General features: G+C 54.4%; 13 protein-coding genes and 1 riboswitch. Of the genes, 11 read left to right on the forward strand and 2 right to left on the reverse strand.

Translation table 11 applies throughout. The features are described 5' to 3' along the window. Positions 1 to 7: 7 nt before the first annotated feature. On the forward strand, positions 8 to 535 hold the full coding sequence (locus tag KCG48_RS00510; protein ID WP_211799329.1) for a dihydrofolate reductase family protein: 528 nt from the start codon (positions 8 to 10) through the stop codon (positions 533 to 535). Between the two features lie 86 nt (positions 536 to 621). On the opposite strand, the gene KCG48_RS00515 is transcribed toward KCG48_RS00510, so the two are convergent. After that, complete coding sequence (locus KCG48_RS00515) at positions 622 to 3,297, reverse strand: cation-translocating P-type ATPase (protein WP_211799330.1); 2,676 nt, start codon at positions 3,295 to 3,297, stop codon at positions 622 to 624. Between the two features lie 36 nt (positions 3,298 to 3,333). Then, the gene (locus tag KCG48_RS00520; RefSeq protein WP_211799331.1) at positions 3,334 to 5,259 is read right to left on the reverse strand and encodes an NAD(+) synthase; all 1,926 of its coding nucleotides are present in this window, start codon (positions 5,257 to 5,259) and stop codon (positions 3,334 to 3,336) included. Between the two features lie 303 nt (positions 5,260 to 5,562). Between KCG48_RS00520 and KCG48_RS00525 the strand changes: the two genes are divergently transcribed. From KCG48_RS00525 to KCG48_RS00570, 10 genes are all read left to right on the forward strand, one after another. Next, on the forward strand, positions 5,563 to 9,312 hold the full coding sequence (locus KCG48_RS00525) for a phosphoribosylformylglycinamidine synthase (protein WP_211799332.1): 3,750 nt from the start codon (positions 5,563 to 5,565) through the stop codon (positions 9,310 to 9,312). Continuing rightward, positions 9,313 to 9,795: a 5-(carboxyamino)imidazole ribonucleotide mutase gene (gene purE / locus KCG48_RS00530; RefSeq protein ID WP_211799333.1), complete on the forward strand. Its 483-nt coding sequence runs from the start codon at positions 9,313 to 9,315 to the stop codon at positions 9,793 to 9,795. Beyond that, entirely contained in the window at positions 9,792 to 10,496 is a 705-nt protein-coding gene (gene purC, locus KCG48_RS00535) for a phosphoribosylaminoimidazolesuccinocarboxamide synthase (protein ID WP_211799334.1), read from the forward strand. Before purE ends, purC begins: the two co-directional genes overlap by 4 nt. 2 nt (positions 10,497 to 10,498) lie before the next feature. Next, the gene (gene purF / locus KCG48_RS00540; RefSeq protein ID WP_211799335.1) at positions 10,499 to 11,902 is read left to right on the forward strand and encodes an amidophosphoribosyltransferase; all 1,404 of its coding nucleotides are present in this window, start codon (positions 10,499 to 10,501) and stop codon (positions 11,900 to 11,902) included. Further along, complete coding sequence (gene purM, locus KCG48_RS00545; RefSeq protein ID WP_211799336.1) at positions 11,889 to 12,890, forward strand: phosphoribosylformylglycinamidine cyclo-ligase; 1,002 nt, start codon at positions 11,889 to 11,891, stop codon at positions 12,888 to 12,890. The genes purF and purM overlap by 14 nt, the downstream gene beginning before the upstream one ends. After that, on the forward strand, positions 12,878 to 13,444 hold the full coding sequence (purN, locus tag KCG48_RS00550; protein ID WP_211799337.1) for a phosphoribosylglycinamide formyltransferase: 567 nt from the start codon (positions 12,878 to 12,880) through the stop codon (positions 13,442 to 13,444). Before purM ends, purN begins: the two co-directional genes overlap by 13 nt. After that, positions 13,441 to 14,940, forward strand: a complete 1,500-nt coding sequence (purH, locus tag KCG48_RS00555) for a bifunctional phosphoribosylaminoimidazolecarboxamide formyltransferase/IMP cyclohydrolase (RefSeq protein WP_211799338.1) — start codon at positions 13,441 to 13,443, stop codon at positions 14,938 to 14,940. Before purN ends, purH begins: the two co-directional genes overlap by 4 nt. Before the next feature lie 12 nt (positions 14,941 to 14,952). Then, a complete protein-coding gene (purD, locus tag KCG48_RS00560; protein ID WP_211799339.1) occupies positions 14,953 to 16,206 on the forward strand; it encodes a phosphoribosylamine--glycine ligase in 1,254 nt (417 codons plus the stop codon). A 101-nt stretch (positions 16,207 to 16,307) separates the two neighbouring features. Then, positions 16,308 to 16,407: riboswitch (SAM riboswitch) on the forward strand. Between the two features lie 101 nt (positions 16,408 to 16,508). Further along, positions 16,509 to 17,480: a methionine ABC transporter ATP-binding protein gene (locus KCG48_RS00565; protein WP_211799340.1), complete on the forward strand. Its 972-nt coding sequence runs from the start codon at positions 16,509 to 16,511 to the stop codon at positions 17,478 to 17,480. After that, the gene (locus KCG48_RS00570; RefSeq protein ID WP_211799341.1) at positions 17,470 to 18,111 is read left to right on the forward strand and encodes a methionine ABC transporter permease; all 642 of its coding nucleotides are present in this window, start codon (positions 17,470 to 17,472) and stop codon (positions 18,109 to 18,111) included. The genes KCG48_RS00565 and KCG48_RS00570 overlap by 11 nt, the downstream gene beginning before the upstream one ends. The last annotated feature ends 21 nt before the right edge of the window (positions 18,112 to 18,132 follow it).

The following is an 18,132-nucleotide window of genomic DNA, read 5'->3' on the forward strand; positions in this document are numbered from 1 at the left end:
GCCTAGTATGGGAAAAATCGTCTGCTACATCACCCAGAGTCTGGACGGGTATCTGGCCCGGCCCGATGGTGCCATCGACTGGCTGGTCAAGTACAATTCAGCGGAAGTCATGGCCTGGTACGAGGAGTTTTATGCCCGCGTCGGCACGGTGATTCTGGGTCGGCGAACCTATGATCAGCTGGTGACGGAGCTCTCTCCAGAGGAGTGGCCCTACGAAGGGAAGGAAACCCTGGTCTATACCTCCACTTTGCTGCCTCCCAAGGAAGGCCTTCACCCAAAGCTTAGCGTGGATAAGGAGGAACTGGCAAAGCTCCGGGATTCGGCCGACAAGGATCTTTGGCTGGTGGGTGGGGCACACCTGTTGAACGCTTTTCTGGAAGAGGATCTTGTGGATGAACTGATCCTCACCGTGATCCCGGAACTTCTGGGTGAGGGGATTCCGCTCTTTCTGCCTGGTTTTCCCGCCAAGATCTTCGATCTTCAAAACGTGCGATGGGCGGATTATCTGGTGGAACTTCACTATGTCCGGCCATAGGCCAAGGATCTTACAAGAAGTCGTTTTTTCATGAAAAAGGATGCCCAGTAAAAACTGAGCATCCTTTTTTTATGGCTTTATGGGGCTTAATCGACGATGTTGTTTTTTCGACGGTAGGCTCGCATGAATATCTTAATGATCTCATTCACAAAGAGGGGAATGAGCGCCAGGCCGAAGACCACACTCCAGTCAAAGGTGGAAAGAGGTCTCACCTTGAAGGCTTCTGCCAGGAAAGGTACATTGATCACGCCCACCTGCAGGAGAATGCCCGCGATGATGGAGAGGATCAGGTAGCGGTTCTTAAAGAGGCCCACCTGGAAGATGGATTTCGTTTCACTGCGCATGGTCAGGGAGTAGAACAGCTGAGAGGTGGCCAGGACCACGAAGGCCATGGTGCGGCCATGGTTCTGGATTTTCTCTGTGGCCGTGGCAGAGTTGAAGAGGGTATAACCTTCCTCATGGAGACCGATGGCAAAGGCCACCAGCGTGAGGATACCAATGAGGACACCGCCGATGAGCGCACGAGTTCCCGCACCGTTGGCGAAGAAGCTTTCTTTGGGATTACGGGGTTTCTTCTTCATCACGTCATGATCGCCAGGATCCACGCCCAGGGAAATGGCGGGCAGGGTATCCGTCACCAGGTTTACCCAGAGGATCTGGGTGGGGAGAAGCGGAATGGCGAAGGAGAAGAGTACGGAGATGAAGATGGCGATGATTTCGCCCAAGTTGCAGGACAGAAGGAAGATGACGGCTTTTTTGATGTTGTTGTAGATATTTCGTCCTTCCTCGATGGCTGCCACGATGGTGGTGAAATTATCATCGGTGAGAATCATGTCCGCAGCACCCTTGGAAACGTCGGTGCCGGTGATTCCCATGGCTACACCGATGTCCGCATGCTTCAGGGAAGGGGCATCGTTGACACCGTCACCGGTCATGGACACGATATTGCCGTGGGCTTTGTAGGCCTTAACGATTTTCACCTTATGTTCCGGGGAGACCCGGGCAAAGACGCGGTACTGGCCGATGCGGGAAGCAAACTCTTCGTCGGTGAGTTCGTCGATCTCCGCTCCCGTCAGGGCTTCGCTGATGTTCCGGGCAATGCCCAGATCCTTGGCGATGGCCACGGCGGTATTTTTATGGTCGCCGGTGATCATGATGGAGGTGATGCCCGCGCCATGGGCTGCGGCAATGGAGTCCTTCACTTCCAGGCGCGGCGGGTCAATCATGGCCACAAAGCCGACCACGGTCAGGTCCTTCTCCATCTCTTCTGGAGCCAGGGGCTCCTTCGTGTCTTTAAAGGCCACCCCAAGCACGCGAAGAGCCTGATCGGACATTTTCTCCGCTTCCGCCAGAAATGCGGCTTTCATGGTCTCGGTCAGTGGAACGACTTGTCCATCCACCAAGGCGCTGGAGGAGATCTTCAGAATGTTGTCAATGGCACCCTTTGTATGGACCCGATAACCGGTTCCTTCCACATTCAGCGTGGACATGAGCTTGCGGTCGGAGTCGAAGGGACGTTCATCCTGACGGGGGAAGGTGGTATTCAGGGTATCCTTAGTCATGCCATGACGGTTGCCCAGCACGATGAGAGCCACTTCTGTGGGATCTCCCGTGGACTCCTGGCCATTGGCCGTGGCGTCGCTGCAGAGCACAAAGGATTTGATCAGCTCCTTCGCATCGCCCTCGGCTTCTGCCTTGTCCGCAGTGATATCCACATCGACCAAACCCTTTAAGGTAAAGTATTTCAGGACGGTCATTTTGTTCTGGGTGAGGGTTCCGGTTTTATCCGAACAGATAATGTTCACAGATCCCAGGGTTTCCACAGCGGGAAGCTTCTTGACGATGGCGTTGATCTTGCTCATGCGGGTGACGCCCAGGGCAAGAACGATGGCTACAATAGCAGGAAGTCCTTCCGGAATGGCAGCCACAGCTAAGCTGATGGCGGTGAGAAGCATTTCCAGAAGATCACGCCTCTGGAAGATTCCGATGAGAAACATCACGATGGTGATGATGAGGGCTAGCTTACCCAAGGTTTTTCCCAACTCATCCATACGTTTCTGCAGTGGGGTCATGCCTTCTACATTCTCATTGAGACTCTTGGCGATGCTTCCCACCACGGTCTCCATTCCCGTATGTACGACGACGCCTTCGCCACGGCCATAGGTGACGAGGGTGGACATGAAGGCCATGTTGGCCTGATCGCCGATGGGCATGCTCTCGCTGTCAAACATCTTGTCGGCAAATTTATCCGAGGGGACGGATTCTCCCGTGAGGGCAGATTCTTCAATCTGCAGGTTGGAGCTGACGATGAGCCGGAGGTCCGCAGGGACATAGCGTCCAGCATCCAGGATGACGATGTCGCCGGGGACAATCTCTGTAGAACTGATTTCCACCACTTCTCCGTTTCGCCGAACCAGGGATCGGGGGGTGGTGAGTTTGTTCAGAGCTTCAATGGCTTTTTCCGCCTTGGCCTCCTGGATCACACCGATGGTGGCGTTAAGGATGACAACAGCCACAATGATCACCGCATCGGCATATTCATGGACGAGCACCGTGACAAAGGCCGCCGCCAAAAGAACATAGATCAGTGCATCATTGAGCTGGGAGAAAAACAGCGAAAGCAGAGACTTCTTTTTTGCTTCCTGAAGTTTGTTGGGGCCGTACTTTTCCTGCCGGGTCTTTACTTCCGCCTCGGTGAGACCGGTTTCTAATTTGACATCAAGCTCCTCAAGAACCTGATTTTGTGATTTACTGAACCACATGGCATACACCTCGTTTATTTCTTAATTTCGCAATGATTAAACAGAAGGGAACTCCTCCTCCAGCTGGGCCAGATAAAGGGCTGCGGAGGCATCGGAAGGCATTCGCAAATCTCCGCGGGGAGAAAGGGAAATGCTTCCCACTTTGGGGCCGTCCGGCATGGCCGAACGTTTAAACTGCTGGCTGTAGAAGCGCTTAATGAATACCCGGAGCCAGCGAAGAATGACTTCTCGCGGATAAACACCCTGGAAGGCAATTTCCGCCAGGAAAAGAATCTTCCGATAATCAGCACCGTACTTTACGGCGTGATAGAGGAAGAAGTCGTGGAGTTCATAGGGGCCCACCAGATCTTCCGTTTTCTGGAGCAGCTCGTCATTGTCTCCCTTGGGCAAAAGCTCGGGACTGACGGGCGTATCGAGAACATCCTGTAGCGCTTCCGCCAGGCGTCCGGTGAACTCTTCCTCCAGGAAATACCGGATGAGATACCGGACCAGGGTCTTCGGTACGGAGGCATTCACCCCGTACATGGACATCTGATCCCCGTTGTAGGTGCACCAGCCCAGGGCAAGCTCTGAAAGATCGCCCGTACCCACGACAATGCCGCCTTCTTTGTTGGCAATGTCCATGAGGATCTGGGTCCGTTCCCGCGCCTGGACATTCTCATAGGTGGCATCGTGGGTGGACGGATCATGGCCGATATCCCGGAAATGAAGAAGCGCAGCATCCACAATGGATATTTCCCGAAGATCCGTACCCAATTCCTGGCAGAGAATGATGGCGTTCTGATAGGTGCGATCCGTGGTGCCGAAGCCCGGCATGGTGACCGTAATGATGTTTTCCAGCGGCAGCTGAAGAATTTTGTACGCCTTGACGATGACCAGGAGAGCCAGGGTGGAATCCAGTCCTCCGGAAATTCCGATGACGGTCTTCGTCATCTGGAGATGGCGAAGCCGTTTGACCAGTCCGTGACTTTGGATCTGAAGAATTTCCCGGGCACGAAGCTTTCGCTCCTGGTCATCCCGGGGAACAAAGGGATGGGGATCCACCAGCCGATCAAAGCCCGAAAGATCATAGGCGCGGTGGACAAACTCCACCAGCCCAGCCTCCTGTCCGCTGGTCCTCCCGCGGAAGGTGCTGTTTCGTCGCCGCTCACCCCGAATGCGGGAGAGATCCACATAAGCGCTTACTTCATCGGATTCCAGAGCAAATCGCTGATTTTCCTGGAGAACAGTGCCGTATTCGGCCACCAGCAGATGCCCGCTGAACACCAGATCCGTCGTGGACTCGCCGGTGCCTGCCGAAGCATAGATATAGGCGCCCATATTCTTGGCACTGGCCATCTTCACCAGGTCACGGCGATACTCCCGTTTTCCCACCAGTTCGTTGGAGGCGGAAAGATTGAAAATCAGTTCGGCTCCCTGGAGGGAGAGGTGGGCGGAAGGAGATATGGGCGCAAAGAGATCTTCGCAGATTTCCACGCCAAAGGTATACTCTGGTGTGCGGAAAAGAAGATTTCCAAAGGGCAGCTCTCCGGCATGGGATACCCGGACGCTGTTTCCCCAGGCCGGGGAATAGGGGGTAAACCAGCGGCTTTCATAGAACTCATTGTAGTTGGGGATGTGCGTCTTGGGGACGATGCCAAGAATTTCGCCTTCAAAGATCACTGCCGCCACATTGAAGAGACGGTTTTGGTGTTCCAGGGGCAGGCCCACGATGACGACCAGATCCAGCTCACGGGAAGCTTCCTGCACCTTTCTCAGGCCTTTTTCAGCGCCGCGCAGGAGATCTTCGGTTAAAAAGAGATCCTGGGCGGTGTACCCCGTGAGGGACAGTTCGGGAAAAACCACAACCTTCGTCTTCGCTTCGCTCTGGCTTTTCATGATTTTGATGATCTCCTGGGTGTTGAACTCCACATCCGCCACCCGAAGCTGTGGGGAAACTGCAGAAACCTTGATAAAATCCATGGCCAAATCCTCTCATCACTTCATAGTTTTCCTGCGTGTGCAGGATAGATTACCGCTATTATAACACCTAAATCCCGGCGAAGAAATGTCCTGGGTTTCCTCCAGGGCATGAACAGGACCTTTATCCAGTGTACCAGAACTTCCTTAAAAAGGGTATACATTACTGCATTATCATGTTTAGTTTACGATTGAAATAGTCATTGTTTGTACCTGTACGAATATTAACAGTTTGTTTTCGGGTTATTATTGACTTTTGACGTTTAAATGCTATGATCATGGTATGAATCGTTCGGGGAGGAAAACATGAATACTGTAAAAAATGTCTATGTTGAGAAGAAAATCGGGTATCGGGATGAGGCTAAAGCGCTGGATCGGACCTTGGGCGAGATGCTAAAAATCAAAACTCAGTCCCGTTTAATTCAGGTTTATGCTCTTCAGGGGGTGGCTCCTCAGGATCTGTCCACTGTCATAGACCAGGTACTCCGGGAAGTCTCCATGGATGATGTTCATCCCAATGAAGAGTTTTTAAATGGGCATCCTTACTTTGTCCTGGAACTTCTTCCGGGGCAGTTTGACCAGCGGGCCAAAGCCACGGAGGAATGCATCCAGCTGATCCTGGGCAATTTCAGCGCTCGGGTTCACTGCAAGAAAATCTATCTCTTTCCGGGGGCAACGGCGGAAGAATTACGTCGAATTCGCAACTTCCTCTTAAACCCTGTGGAAATGCAGGAAGGCTCCCTCCACGAGGAGGAAAAGATCGCTCCTCCAAAAGCTTCCACGGAAGGCATCCTCGAGGGATTTGTCACCTGGTCACCCGATGCCCTGGAGGCATTCCGGGAAACTGCCGGTCTGGCCATGACCTCTGCAGATCTTTCCACGGTGCAGGATTACTTCCAGATGGAAGGTCGGGATCCCCAGCTGGCGGAGATCCGTGTTCTCGATACCTACTGGTCGGATCACTGCCGCCATACCACCTTTAACACCCACCTCACCTCCATCACCTCCATCACCTGGGATGGGGCATCGCCTTTGGCCAAGGAAACCTTTGAACAGTATCTAGAGCTCCGGAAGGAACTTAATCGTGAACACAAGCCCGTGACCCTCATGGATCTAGGCACCATCGGAGCCCGGTATCTCAAGAGTCAGGGACTGGCCAGGGATGTGGATGAGTCGGAGGAAATCAATGCCTGCAGCATCATCCGCACCGTACGGACCGAAGATGGGGAGAAGGAAGTCCTCGTTCAGTTTAAAAACGAAACCCATAACCATCCCACGGAGATCGAACCCTATGGCGGTGCCGCCACCTGTCTGGGTGGCGCCATCCGCGATCCCTTAAGCGGACGGGCTTACGTCTACCAGGGGATGCGCATCACCGGGTCCGGAGATCCCCGGGCAACATTAGAGGAAACCCTCCCGGGAAAACTGCCCCAGCGGGTCATCACCACAGGCGCAGCCAAGGGATTTTCCTCCTATGGCAATCAGATTGGACTGAACACCGGATTTGTGGAAGAGATCTACCATGACGGCTATCGGGCCAAGCGCATGGAAACTGGCGCGGTCATCGGCGCTGTGCTTCGCGAGGAAGTCCGCCGGGAAGTTCCCGCCCCAGGAGACATTGTCGTCCTTTTGGGCGGCCGCACCGGTCGGGATGGCATCGGCGGGGCCACCGGATCCTCCAAGGAACATCATGAGGAGTCTATTAAAGAAGCGGGAGCTGAAGTACAGAAAGGAAATGCCGTGGAAGAACGAAAGCTGCAGCGTTTCTTCCGAAACGCCCAGGCTCTTTCCATGATCAAGCGCTGCAACGACTTTGGCGCTGGCGGCGTATCCGTGGCCATTGGCGAACTGGCGGACTCCCTGGATATTCAGCTCCATCGGGTGCCCAAAAAGTACCAGGGGCTTACCCCCATGGAGATTGCCCTTTCGGAATCCCAGGAACGCATGGCCGTGGTCATTGAAGCCAAAGATCTGGAAGCCTTCCAGACCATGGCTGCGGAAGAGAACCTGGAGGCCACCCAGGTGGCCCAGGTGACAGACACCGGAAGACTTCGGATGTTCCATGGAGAAGAACAGGTCGTGGATCTGTCCCGCGAATTCCTGAACACCCATGGCGCCATGGCCCAAGCCGCCGTGACAGTTCCTGCCTCAGCAGAGGCCCTAGAAGAACGTCAGCATGAAGTTTCCCGGGACAGCCTGGCAGATGCATTGATGACGCTGGATTTTGCCGATCAGAAGGGCCTTGTGGAAAACTTCGATGCCTCAATCGGCCGAAACAACCTCATCCTGCCCTATGGCGGAACCTATCAGGACACGAAGAGTCCTGGCATGGCTTCCCTGATCCCCGTGAAGGGCACCCGTTCCCTGGATGCCTCCCTCATGACTTATGGCTTCGACCCCGAAGCCCTGGAGGAAGATCTCTTCACCGGAGCCTATAATGCCGTGGTGGAAAGCCTGGCGAAGATTGCAGCTTTGGGAGGCGATCCCCAGACCGTGCGCCTCAGTTTCCAGGAATACTTCCGAAAACTCGGCGCAGACCCCATGAACTGGGGAAGACCCTTCCTGGCTCTTTTGGGTGCCTTACGGGCCCAGCTGGATTATCAGGTTCCCGCCATCGGCGGAAAGGACTCCATGTCCGGAACCTTCCAGGAACTCCAGGTGCCCGACACCCTCATCTCCTTCGCCGTAACCACTGCACCCAAAGAACGGATCCTGACCAATGTTCTTCAAGGGACAGATTCAGTCCTCCTGATCCTCAAGACCGGGAAGACGAAGGGGCTGTATGCTGCCGAAGAATTCCAGCGCAATGCAAAGTTCCTGGGAGCCCTCCAGGAGGAAGGTCTCCTTCGTGCCGTGGATACGCTGAAGCGAGGACTCTGGAAAACCGCCGTGAACATGGCCCAGGGAAACCGCATCGGCGTGGAGATAACAGCTTCCGCAGATAACCTTCTCTCCAAGGACCCGGGAAGTTTCCTCGTGGAAGTCCCCCAGGAAAAGCTGGATCAGGTTCTTTCCCAGGCGAAGACCCAGGGATGCGTCCTCACCGCCGTGGGCCATACGGGCACAGATTCCATCCGCTTCGGTTCCCACACCTTTAGCTTTGACGAAATCAGCGCCCGACGCAGCGAACCGCTGATGCCGGTGTTCCGAAAATACAGTCAGGAAGGGGAGAAGGTCCCCACCGTCCTGGCCTCTCAGGAACCCGCCCCCCGGGCACCCCTTGGCCGAAAGCCCAGGGTGCTGATCCCCGTGTTCTGCGGCACCAATTGCGAGTTTGATCTGGAATTTGCCTTCCAGGAAGCCGGTGCCGAGGTGAAAACCTTCGTCTTCCGCAATGATGAAGCTTCCCTCAGTCAGGCCATTACGGATTTAGCCCGTCATATTGGGGAATCCGACATCCTCATGCTGGCTGGAGGATTCAGTGCGGCGGATGAACCGGACGGTTCCGGAAAATATATCGCCAATGTGCTTCGCAACCCCCAAGTCAAAGCTGCCGTCCATGGACTGATCAAAGAAAGGGACGGCCTGATCCTGGGCATCTGCAACGGCTTCCAGGGTCTGGTGAAATCGGGACTGCTCCCCTATGGCGAGATCATCGATGTCCGGGAGGATATGCCCAACCTTACCTTTAATACGGGCGGTAAGCATATTTCTTCCATGGTCCGAACGAAGATCGTTTCCCGCAACACCCCATGGATGGCGAAAAATGTCCTGGGAGAAATCTACGATGTTCCCGTATCCCACGGCGAGGGAAGGTTCGTGGCTTCTCCGGAAGTCCTGAAGACCCTCCTGGAAAACGGTCAGATCATTACCCAGTATGTGGACGCCCAAGGGGATCCCACCCTGGAAGGTCCCTTCAATCCCAACGGCTCCATGCTGGCCATTGAGGGGATCTCCTCCCCGGACGGACGGGTCTTCGGAAAAATGGGTCACACAGAGCGTTACCAGCCGGGACTTTACCAGAACTACACAGGCCGCTACGACCAAAATATGTTCCGCGCCGGCGTCGAATACTTTCTGCAAAATACAACGAACACAGAAAACGGAGGAAACTAAATGAAGGTTCTCATTCTCTTTGGAAGTCCCTCGGACAAAAGTGTCATGCACGGTGCAAAGAAAGCCCTGGATGAGTTTGGTGTCCATAATGAATCCTATGCCCTTTCCGCCCACCGTCTTCCGGAACTCCTGGAGGAAGTGCTCACAAAGAAAGAGGAGGAGGGGTTTGAGGTGATCATCGCCGGTGCCGGCCTTGCCGCTCACCTTCCCGGGGTAGTGGCCTCAAAAACTGTCCTTCCCGTCATCGGTGTCCCGCTAAAAGGGGCTCTGGAAGGTCTGGATGCCCTCTTCTCCATCGTCCAGATGCCCAAGCAGGTCCCCGTGGCCACCGTGGGCATCGGCAATGCCTACAATGCGGGCATGCTCGCCGTCCAGATCCTGGCCGTGAAGTATCCCGAACTGAAAACCGCTTTGCTCAACTACCGGAAAAATCTAAAAGAACAGCTCAGTGCTGAATATGCTCAGGAGGTAATTTACGAATGAAGGAAATGCTCTACGAAGGAAAGGCCAAGAAGATCTTCCTCACCGACAACGAAAACGAGGTCATTGTCTACTACAAGGATGACGCCACGGCATTTAACGGCGAAAAGAAGGGAACCATCGACGAAAAGGGAATCATGAACAACCAGATCACCACGATTCTGTTCGAGTACCTGGCAGCTCACGGGGTGAAAACCCACTACATCAAAACCCTTTCCGATCGGGAACAGCTGGTAAAGAAAGTCGAGATCATTCCCCTGGAAGTCATCGTCCGCAACGTGGCTGCCGGATCCTTCTCCAAGCGTCTGGGCGTTCCAGAAGGCACCGAACTGAACACCACCATTTTCGAAATCTGCTACAAGAATGATGCCCTGGGCGATCCCCTTATCAATGACAGCCATGCCGTAGCCATTGGCCTTGCCACCTTCGAGGAGCTGAAGGAGATCTATGGAATCACCGCCACCATCAATGACCTCCTGAAGGAGTTCTTCCAGAAAATCGGCCTGATTCTGGTGGACTTCAAGATTGAGTTTGGCAAGGATGCCCAGGGGAATATCCTCCTGGCGGACGAAATCAGCCCGGACACCTGCCGGCTTTGGGATGCCGTAACCCGGGAAAAGATGGACAAGGACCGATTCCGGCGCAATCTGGACAACGTCAAGGGAGCCTATGAAGAAGTCATCAATCGGATGAAGAAGGGGTAATTATGATTTTTCTCAACGATAAATTCAAAGAGGAGTGCGGGGTATTCGGTCTTTACACCAAGAGCCGCCACGCTTCCTATGACGTATTCGACGGTCTTTACTCCCTGCAGCACCGGGGACAGGAAAGCGCAGGCATTGCCTCCCTGGACAAGGGGGAAATGATCCTTCGCAAGCGCATGGGGCTGGTGTCCCAGGCGCTGGACCGCAATGATCTGAAGGAGCTTCGGGGAAACATCGCCATCGGACATGTGCGATATTCCACGAAAGGGGACTCCAGTGTGCTCAATGCGCAGCCCCTCACGGCAAAGACCAAGCTGGGCTCCATCGGCGTTGCCCATAACGGGACCCTCATTAATACGGAAGTGATCCGCAGCCTCCTGGAAGACAGCGGTGCAGTATTCCAGACGGACACGGACTCCGAGGTCATTGTGAACCTCATCGCCCGGGGCATCCACAAGGGACTGGAAAACGCTGTCCTGGATGCGGTGCGTACCGTGAAAGGCAGCTTCGCCCTGGTCATCGCCTTCGGCAATAAGCTCATCGGCATCCGGGACACCTACGGCATTCGTCCGCTGGTCCTGGGAAGAAGGGGAGAGGACCTGATTCTGGCCTCGGAAAGCTGCGCCATCGATACCATCGGCGGTACCCTGGAACGGGACATTAAGCCCGGCGAAATGGTGGTCATCGAAAATGGGGAAGTGAAGTCCTACATCTATTCGGAAAAGACGAAAGGATCCACCTGTTCCTTTGAATATATCTATTTCGCCCGACCTGATTCCATCATGGATGGCATCAGCGTCCATCAGCTTCGGGTGAAAACCGGAGAAAAGCTCTATGAGGAAGCCCCCGTGGAAGCCGATGTGGTCATCGGGGTTCCCGATTCCGGTCTGGCTGCAGCCATCGGCTACTCCCGGGCATCCGGGATTCCCTTCGACATCGGTTTTTCCAAGAACAAGTACATTGGCCGCTCCTTCATCACTCCCTCCCAGGAAGCCCGAGAGAAGGTGGTCTCGCTGAAGCTCAATGCCCAGAAAGATGTGGTGGAGGGCAAGCGTGTGGTCCTCATCGATGACTCCATCGTTCGGGGAACCACCTCCAAGTATCTGGTGGATCTTCTGTATCGGGCGGGCGCCAAGGAAGTCCATTTCCGGGTCTCCTCGCCTAAGGTCATGTTTCCCTGCTATTTCGGCATCGATACTCCGTACCGTAAGCATCTCATTGCCGCCGTCATGAGCAAGGATGAAATCAACAGCTATATCGGCAGCACCAGTTTGGAATACCTCAGCCGGGAGGGCCTGGTGGCATCCCTGGGGAAGGACTCCTTCTGCACGGGCTGCTTCAGCGGAATTTATCCCCTGGGTGCCCCCCACGAATTCATGGAGGTCGTAAAGAATGATGGACTATAAATCAGCAGGTGTGGATATCGAAGAGGGATACCGCTCCGTGGAGAAAATCAAGGCCTATGCCCAGCGTACCATGAACCCGCTGGTGCTCAACGGTCTGGGCTCCTTCGCCGGCATGATGGAGATTCCCGAGGGCTATAAGAAGCCTGTACTCATCTCCGGCACCGACGGCGTGGGAACCAAACTCAAGATTGCCTTTGAGCTGGGCATCTACGATACTGTAGGCATCGACTGTGTCGCCATGTGCGTCAACGACATCCTCTGCCATGGCGCGAAACCTTTGTTCTTCTTGGATTATCTGGCCTGCGGAAAGCTGGATGCCGACGTGTCCTCGGAACTGGTCAAAGGCGTGGCCGAAGGCTGCGTCCAGGGGAAAATGGCCCTCATTGGGGGAGAAACCGCGGAGATGCCCGGATTTTATCAGGAAGGGGAGTATGACATCGCCGGATTTGCCGTGGGTGTGGCGGAGAAAGAGGCCATCGTCACCGGCAAAACCATTAAGCCCTCTGATGTCCTCATCGGCCTTCGTTCCTCGGGTTTCCACAGCAACGGCTACAGTCTCCTGCGCAAAGTATTTTCCGACCTTTCGGAGATGTTCCAGGGTGTGTCTCTCGGCGAGTATCTGTTAACTCCCACGAGAATCTATACGGACATCGTGGAAAAGGTCATGGCGAAGTTTCCTGTGGCCGGCATGGCCCATATCACCGGCGGCGGCTTTGTGGAAAATCTTCCCCGAATCCTGACCAATCCGGCCCTTCGGATCCATGTCCGCAAGGACAGCTACCGTCTTCCGCCCATCTACGAACTGCTGGAGGAGCGGGGCGTGCCCCGGGAATCCTTCTACAAGACCTTTAACACCGGCATCGGCTTCGTCTTCTGTGTGGATCAAAACCACCAGGAGGAGCTTTTGGACTTCCTCCGGTCCCAGGGAGAAGATCCCGTGCTCCTGGGCTTCATCGACGAAGGGGAGGAAGCCATTTGTTTAGAATAGCTGTCCTCATTTCCGGGACCGGAAGCACCCTGCGGGCGATTTTGGAGGATTCCCGCAAAGATCGCGTCTATGAGGTGGGCCTGGTCATTGCCGACCGGGAAGCACCGGGTCTTCAACATGCCAAAGAATTTGGCGTTCCCTACAAGGTTTTCCCCCGGGGAAAAGACCTGTCCGGAAAAATTCTTCCGGAAGTGGAGGGATTTGACTTAGTGGTGCTGGCCGGTTTCCTGTCCATTCTGGAAGGGGAACTTCTCACCCGTCTCCAGGGGAAGATGATCAATCTGCACCCATCGCTGCTCCCTCGCTTTGGGGGAAAAGGCATGTATGGCCACAAAGTCCATGAAGCGGTGCTGGCCAGCGGTATGCCCTATTCAGGCTGCACGGTGCATTATGTCACCGAAACCGTCGATGGCGGTTCGCTGATTCTGCAGCGGATCATCGGGATTCAGGATGCCACCACGGCAGAGGACATCGCAAAGCGGGTCATGGCCGAAGAAAAAGGGGCGCTCATTGACGCCATTCGAATGATCGCAAGGGAGGAAAGTGAAACATGAGAGCACTGATCAGTGTATATGAGAAAAAAGGACTGGCGGAACTGGCCCAGTTTTTAACGGAGCAAGGGGTGGAGATCATCTCCACCGGCGGCACCTACCGGGCTTTAAAGGCCCTGGGCTTTTCGCCTTTGTCAGTAGAAGATATCACTTCTTCTCCGGAAATCCTGGATGGAAGGGTGAAGACCCTGCATCCCCTCATCCACGGCGGGATTCTTTACCGCCGACATCTGGAGGAGGACCGAGCCCAGGTGGAAGCCCTGGGCATTGAGGGCATCGACATTGTCTGTGTGAACCTCTATCCCTTCTTTGAAAAACTCAAGGAAAACCTCAGTGAAGAGGAACAGGTGGAGTTCATCGACATCGGCGGTCCCACCATGCTTCGCGCGGCGGCGAAAAACTTCCAGGATGTGTTTGTCCTCTCCGATCCCGAGGACTATCCCTCCTTCATGGTCCATTTCCCCCTGGCGGAATCGCCGGAGAAGCGGGCCTACCGCAAAAAACTGGCGGGAAAAGTCTTCAACCTCATGGGGGCCTATGACAGCGCTGTGGCCAACTATCTCCTGGCCGAAGAAGACAAGACTTATCTCAGTCTTTCCTATAAGAAGGTGGCCAATCTGCGCTATGGCGAGAACCCCCATCAGAAAGCGGCTTACTATGAAGCCCTGGATACGGAAGGCGCCCTGAAGCACATGCAGATTTTAAACGGCAAAGAGCTTTCCTACAATAATCTCAAGGATCTGGACATCGCCTGGAAGGTCGTCGGCGAGTTCGAAGAACCCGCCTGCTGCGCCCTGAAGCACAACACCCCCTGCGGTGTAGCCCTGGGCGACAATGATCTGGAAGCTTACGTGAAAGCCTATGAAGCGGATCCCGTATCCATCTTCGGCGGCATTGTGGCCCTAAACCGCACCATCACGGCCGACACGGCAAAAAAAATGACGGAGATTTTCCTGGAAGTGGTCATGGCCCCGGACTTCACGGCGGAAGCCCTGGAAATTTTGCGAAGCAAGAAGAATCTTCGGGTGATTCAGTGTACCCATAAGCCCTCCCAGTCCTTGGCCTACGTCTCCCTGGACGGCCTCCTGCTGGCCCAGGAAGAAGATCAGGCTCTTCTTGCTCAGCTCAAGACCGTAACCCAGGCGGAGCCCACAGAAAGCGATCTGGCGGAACTGGAATTTGCCTTTAAAGTCGTGAAGTACGTGAAGTCCAACGCCATCGTGGTCACGGGAAATCGTCAGACCTTCGGCATCGGCGGCGGACAGGTCAACCGCATCGACGCGGCGAAAATCGCCCTGAACCAAGCCGACGGAAAAGCCCGGATCATGGCTTCCGATGCCTTCTTCCCCTTCGGTGATGTGGCCGAAGAAGCGGCAAAACATGGCATCACGGCGATCATCCAGCCTGGCGGATCCATTCGGGACCAGGAATCCGTGGACGTTTGCGACAGCCACGGCATCGCCATGGTCTTCACTGGCATGCGTCATTTCAAGCATTAGGAGGACAAAAACATGCGTATACTGCTGATCGGAAATGGTGCCCGAGAACACGCCTTGGCCAAAAAACTCGCAGAGTCTGCCCGGGTAGAGAAGATCTATGTGGCCCCCGGCAACGGGGGTACCGCCCGGGAACCCAAGTGCGAGAACCTGGCCGTAGAAAGCCAGAAAGACCTCCTGACCTTTGCCCGGGAACAGGGGATCAGCTTCACCGTCGTGGGCCCGGAAGCTCCCCTCATGGAGGGCATCGTGGATGCATTTCAAGAGGAAGGGCTCTTTATTCTCGGCCCCCATCGGGCAGCGGCGGCCCTGGAAGGTTCCAAATCCTTCGCCAAGGACTTCATGATCCGCCACGGGATTAAAACCGCGGCCTACCAGGTGTTTCACGACGCCGCCCAAGCCAAGGCACATCTTCAGCATGTGACTTTCCCCGTGGTCATCAAAGCCGATGGTCTGGCCCAGGGAAAGGGCGTGGAAATCGTGGACAGCCGGGAAACCGGTGAAGCAGTCCTGGACAGCTTCATGGTGGAAGGACGTTTCCAGGACGCTTCCCGCACCGTGGTCATCGAAGAATACCTCACGGGCAAGGAGGCTTCCATCATCACCCTCTATGATGGGGAAGGGATTGTCGTCCTCAACTCCTCCATGGACCATAAAAAGGTCTTTGAAGGGGAGACAGGCCCCAATACCGGAGGTATGGGCAGTCTCACGCCCAATCCCTATTTCCATGGTTCTTTGGCTGAGGATTTCCAGAAGAACATCCTGGAGAAAACCCTCGCAGGACTCCAGGCCGAAGGCCTTCAGTTCAAAGGGGTCATTTTCTTCGGTCTCATGATGAATGAAAAGGGTGCTTATCTTCTGGAATACAATCTCCGCTTTGGAGACCCTGAAACCCAGGGCATTCTGGAGCTTCTGGAGGGCGATCTCTGCACCATTTTCGAGAAAACCCTAAAGGGAGAGCTGAAAGCTACGGATATTCGGGTGAAGCCCGGCAAAGCCCTGGCGGTGGTGCTGGCAGCCAAGGGTTATCCGGGAAGCTACAAAAAAGACATTGACATTACGGCTTACTTTACCCGGAAGTTCTCTCAGGTTTCCGTTCTCGCCTATGCTTCCCATGGTCAGGATGAGCGAATTCTCTCCTCCTCGGGACGGGTTCTCACCCTGGTGACCCATGGAGAAGGGGAGGCGCCCTTCACCCAGATCGAAAAAGTTCTTCATGAAGTTGTCAACCCGGATCTCTTTTCCCGCCGGGACATCGGACGGATTTAGAATGGCAATCCTTTACAAATGCCAAGTTCACAAACCGTGGGGTTCCATCATTGACAACTCTCTTAAACGTGGTACACTATAAAACAAGCAAATATTAATATTTCTTATCTAGAGAGGTGGAGGGACAGGCCCTGTGAAACCCGGCAACCAATACGGCAGTATATGGTGCCAATTCCTACAGCGCAAGCTGAGAGATGAGAATAAACTTTTAGATTTCATTCGTCTAAGTTTATTCTTAGGCGATTTTTTTATTCTGTTCGATGGAGGATCCGCCATCGGACGACGTGAGGAGAGCGAAGACGTTGATTCAAATTAATCATCTTGAAAAAACCTATGCCCAGCAGGAGGTCATCCGGGATGTCTCCTTTGAAATTCATCGCGGAGAAATCTTTGGGATTGTGGGCCGAAGCGGTGTGGGAAAATCCACCCTGCTGCGCTGCATCAATGCCCTGGAGCCCATCACCGCCGGAGACATCAACATCGACGGCATTTCCCTGGTTTCGCTGAACGAAGAGGGGATCCGACAGCTGCGCAAAAAAATCAGCATGATTTTTCAAAACTTCAATCTTCTGACCCAAAAAACCGCCTTAGAAAATGTAACCCTGCCCATGGAAATCTGGGGAGTCGATCCGGAAACCCGGCAGCGCCGGGCCAAGGAACTCCTGGATCTTGTGGGTCTATCCCAAAAATACGACAGCAAACCCAAAGCGCTGTCCGGCGGGGAAAAACAGCGTGTGGCCATTGCCCGGGCCCTGGCCCTGGATCCGGAGATTCTTCTCTGTGACGAAGCCACCTCTGCTCTGGACCCCAATACCACGAAGGAGATTCTTTCCCTGCTGAAAAAGATCAACACCGAGCTGGGCCTGACCATCGTGGTGGTCACCCACCAGATGGAAGTCATCAAGGACATCTGCCAGCGGGTGGCGGTTATGGAAAAGGGGAAAGTCAGTGCCCTGGGCGATGTGGAAGATCTCTTCCTCAACCCCGGAAAGAGCCTGAAAAAACTCATCGGTGAGGACGAAATGGAAGTGCTTCCCAAGGGGACCAATATCCGAATCTTCTTTACCAAAGAGTTCAGCAATCAGAGTATCATCACCGCCATGGCTCGGGACCTCAATGTGGATTTCTCCATCGTCTGGGGCAAGCTGGAAAACTTCAGCGGCGATGTACTGGGATCTTTGGTCATCAGCATTGATGATGGGGATCGTGACCGGATTCTCGGTTATCTCACGACAAAAGGCCTGAACACGGAGGTGATTGTCAATGAACTTTAATGGATACCTGAAAGCGCTGATGCAATCCCTTCTGATGATCAGTGTCTCCGGCGTGCTGGCCATCCTTTTGGGATTCCTGGTGGCCATCGTCCTCATCTACACCAAGGAAAACGGATTGAAGCCAAAACCGGTGATTTACAATGTCCTGGACTTCATCATTAATTTATTCCGCAGCTTTCCGTTCATTATCCTCATGATCATGCTCTTTCCCCTTGCCCGCTTTGTGGTGGGCACAGCTATTGGAACCACCGCCGCCATCGTGCCGCTGACCATCGCAGCGATTCCCTTTGCTGCACGCATCATCGAAGGTTCCCTGAACACGGTGGATGCAGGAATCATTGAAGCGGCCAAGTCCTTCGGGGCAAAAAACTCCCAGATCATATTCCGGGTCATGCTGGTGGAGGCTCTGCCGAATCTGGTTCAGGGCATTACGAATATCTTCATTAATATCGTCGGGTATTCCGCCATGGCGGGAACCATCGGCGGAGAAGGGCTGGGGCAGGTGGCCATCAACTACGGCTACTACCGCTGGAATGATGAAATCCTCGCCGTGACCGTAGTCATTATCTTCCTGGTGGTCCAGGTGATTCAGACTTTGGGCAACCGAATCTACCGCCAGCTCATCCGATAAATTTAATTGTTCAATTTTAGT

Source organism: Proteiniclasticum sediminis, assembly GCF_018128025.1.
In the GTDB taxonomy this organism is placed as follows: Bacteria; Bacillota; Clostridia; order Clostridiales; family Clostridiaceae; genus Proteiniclasticum; species Proteiniclasticum sediminis.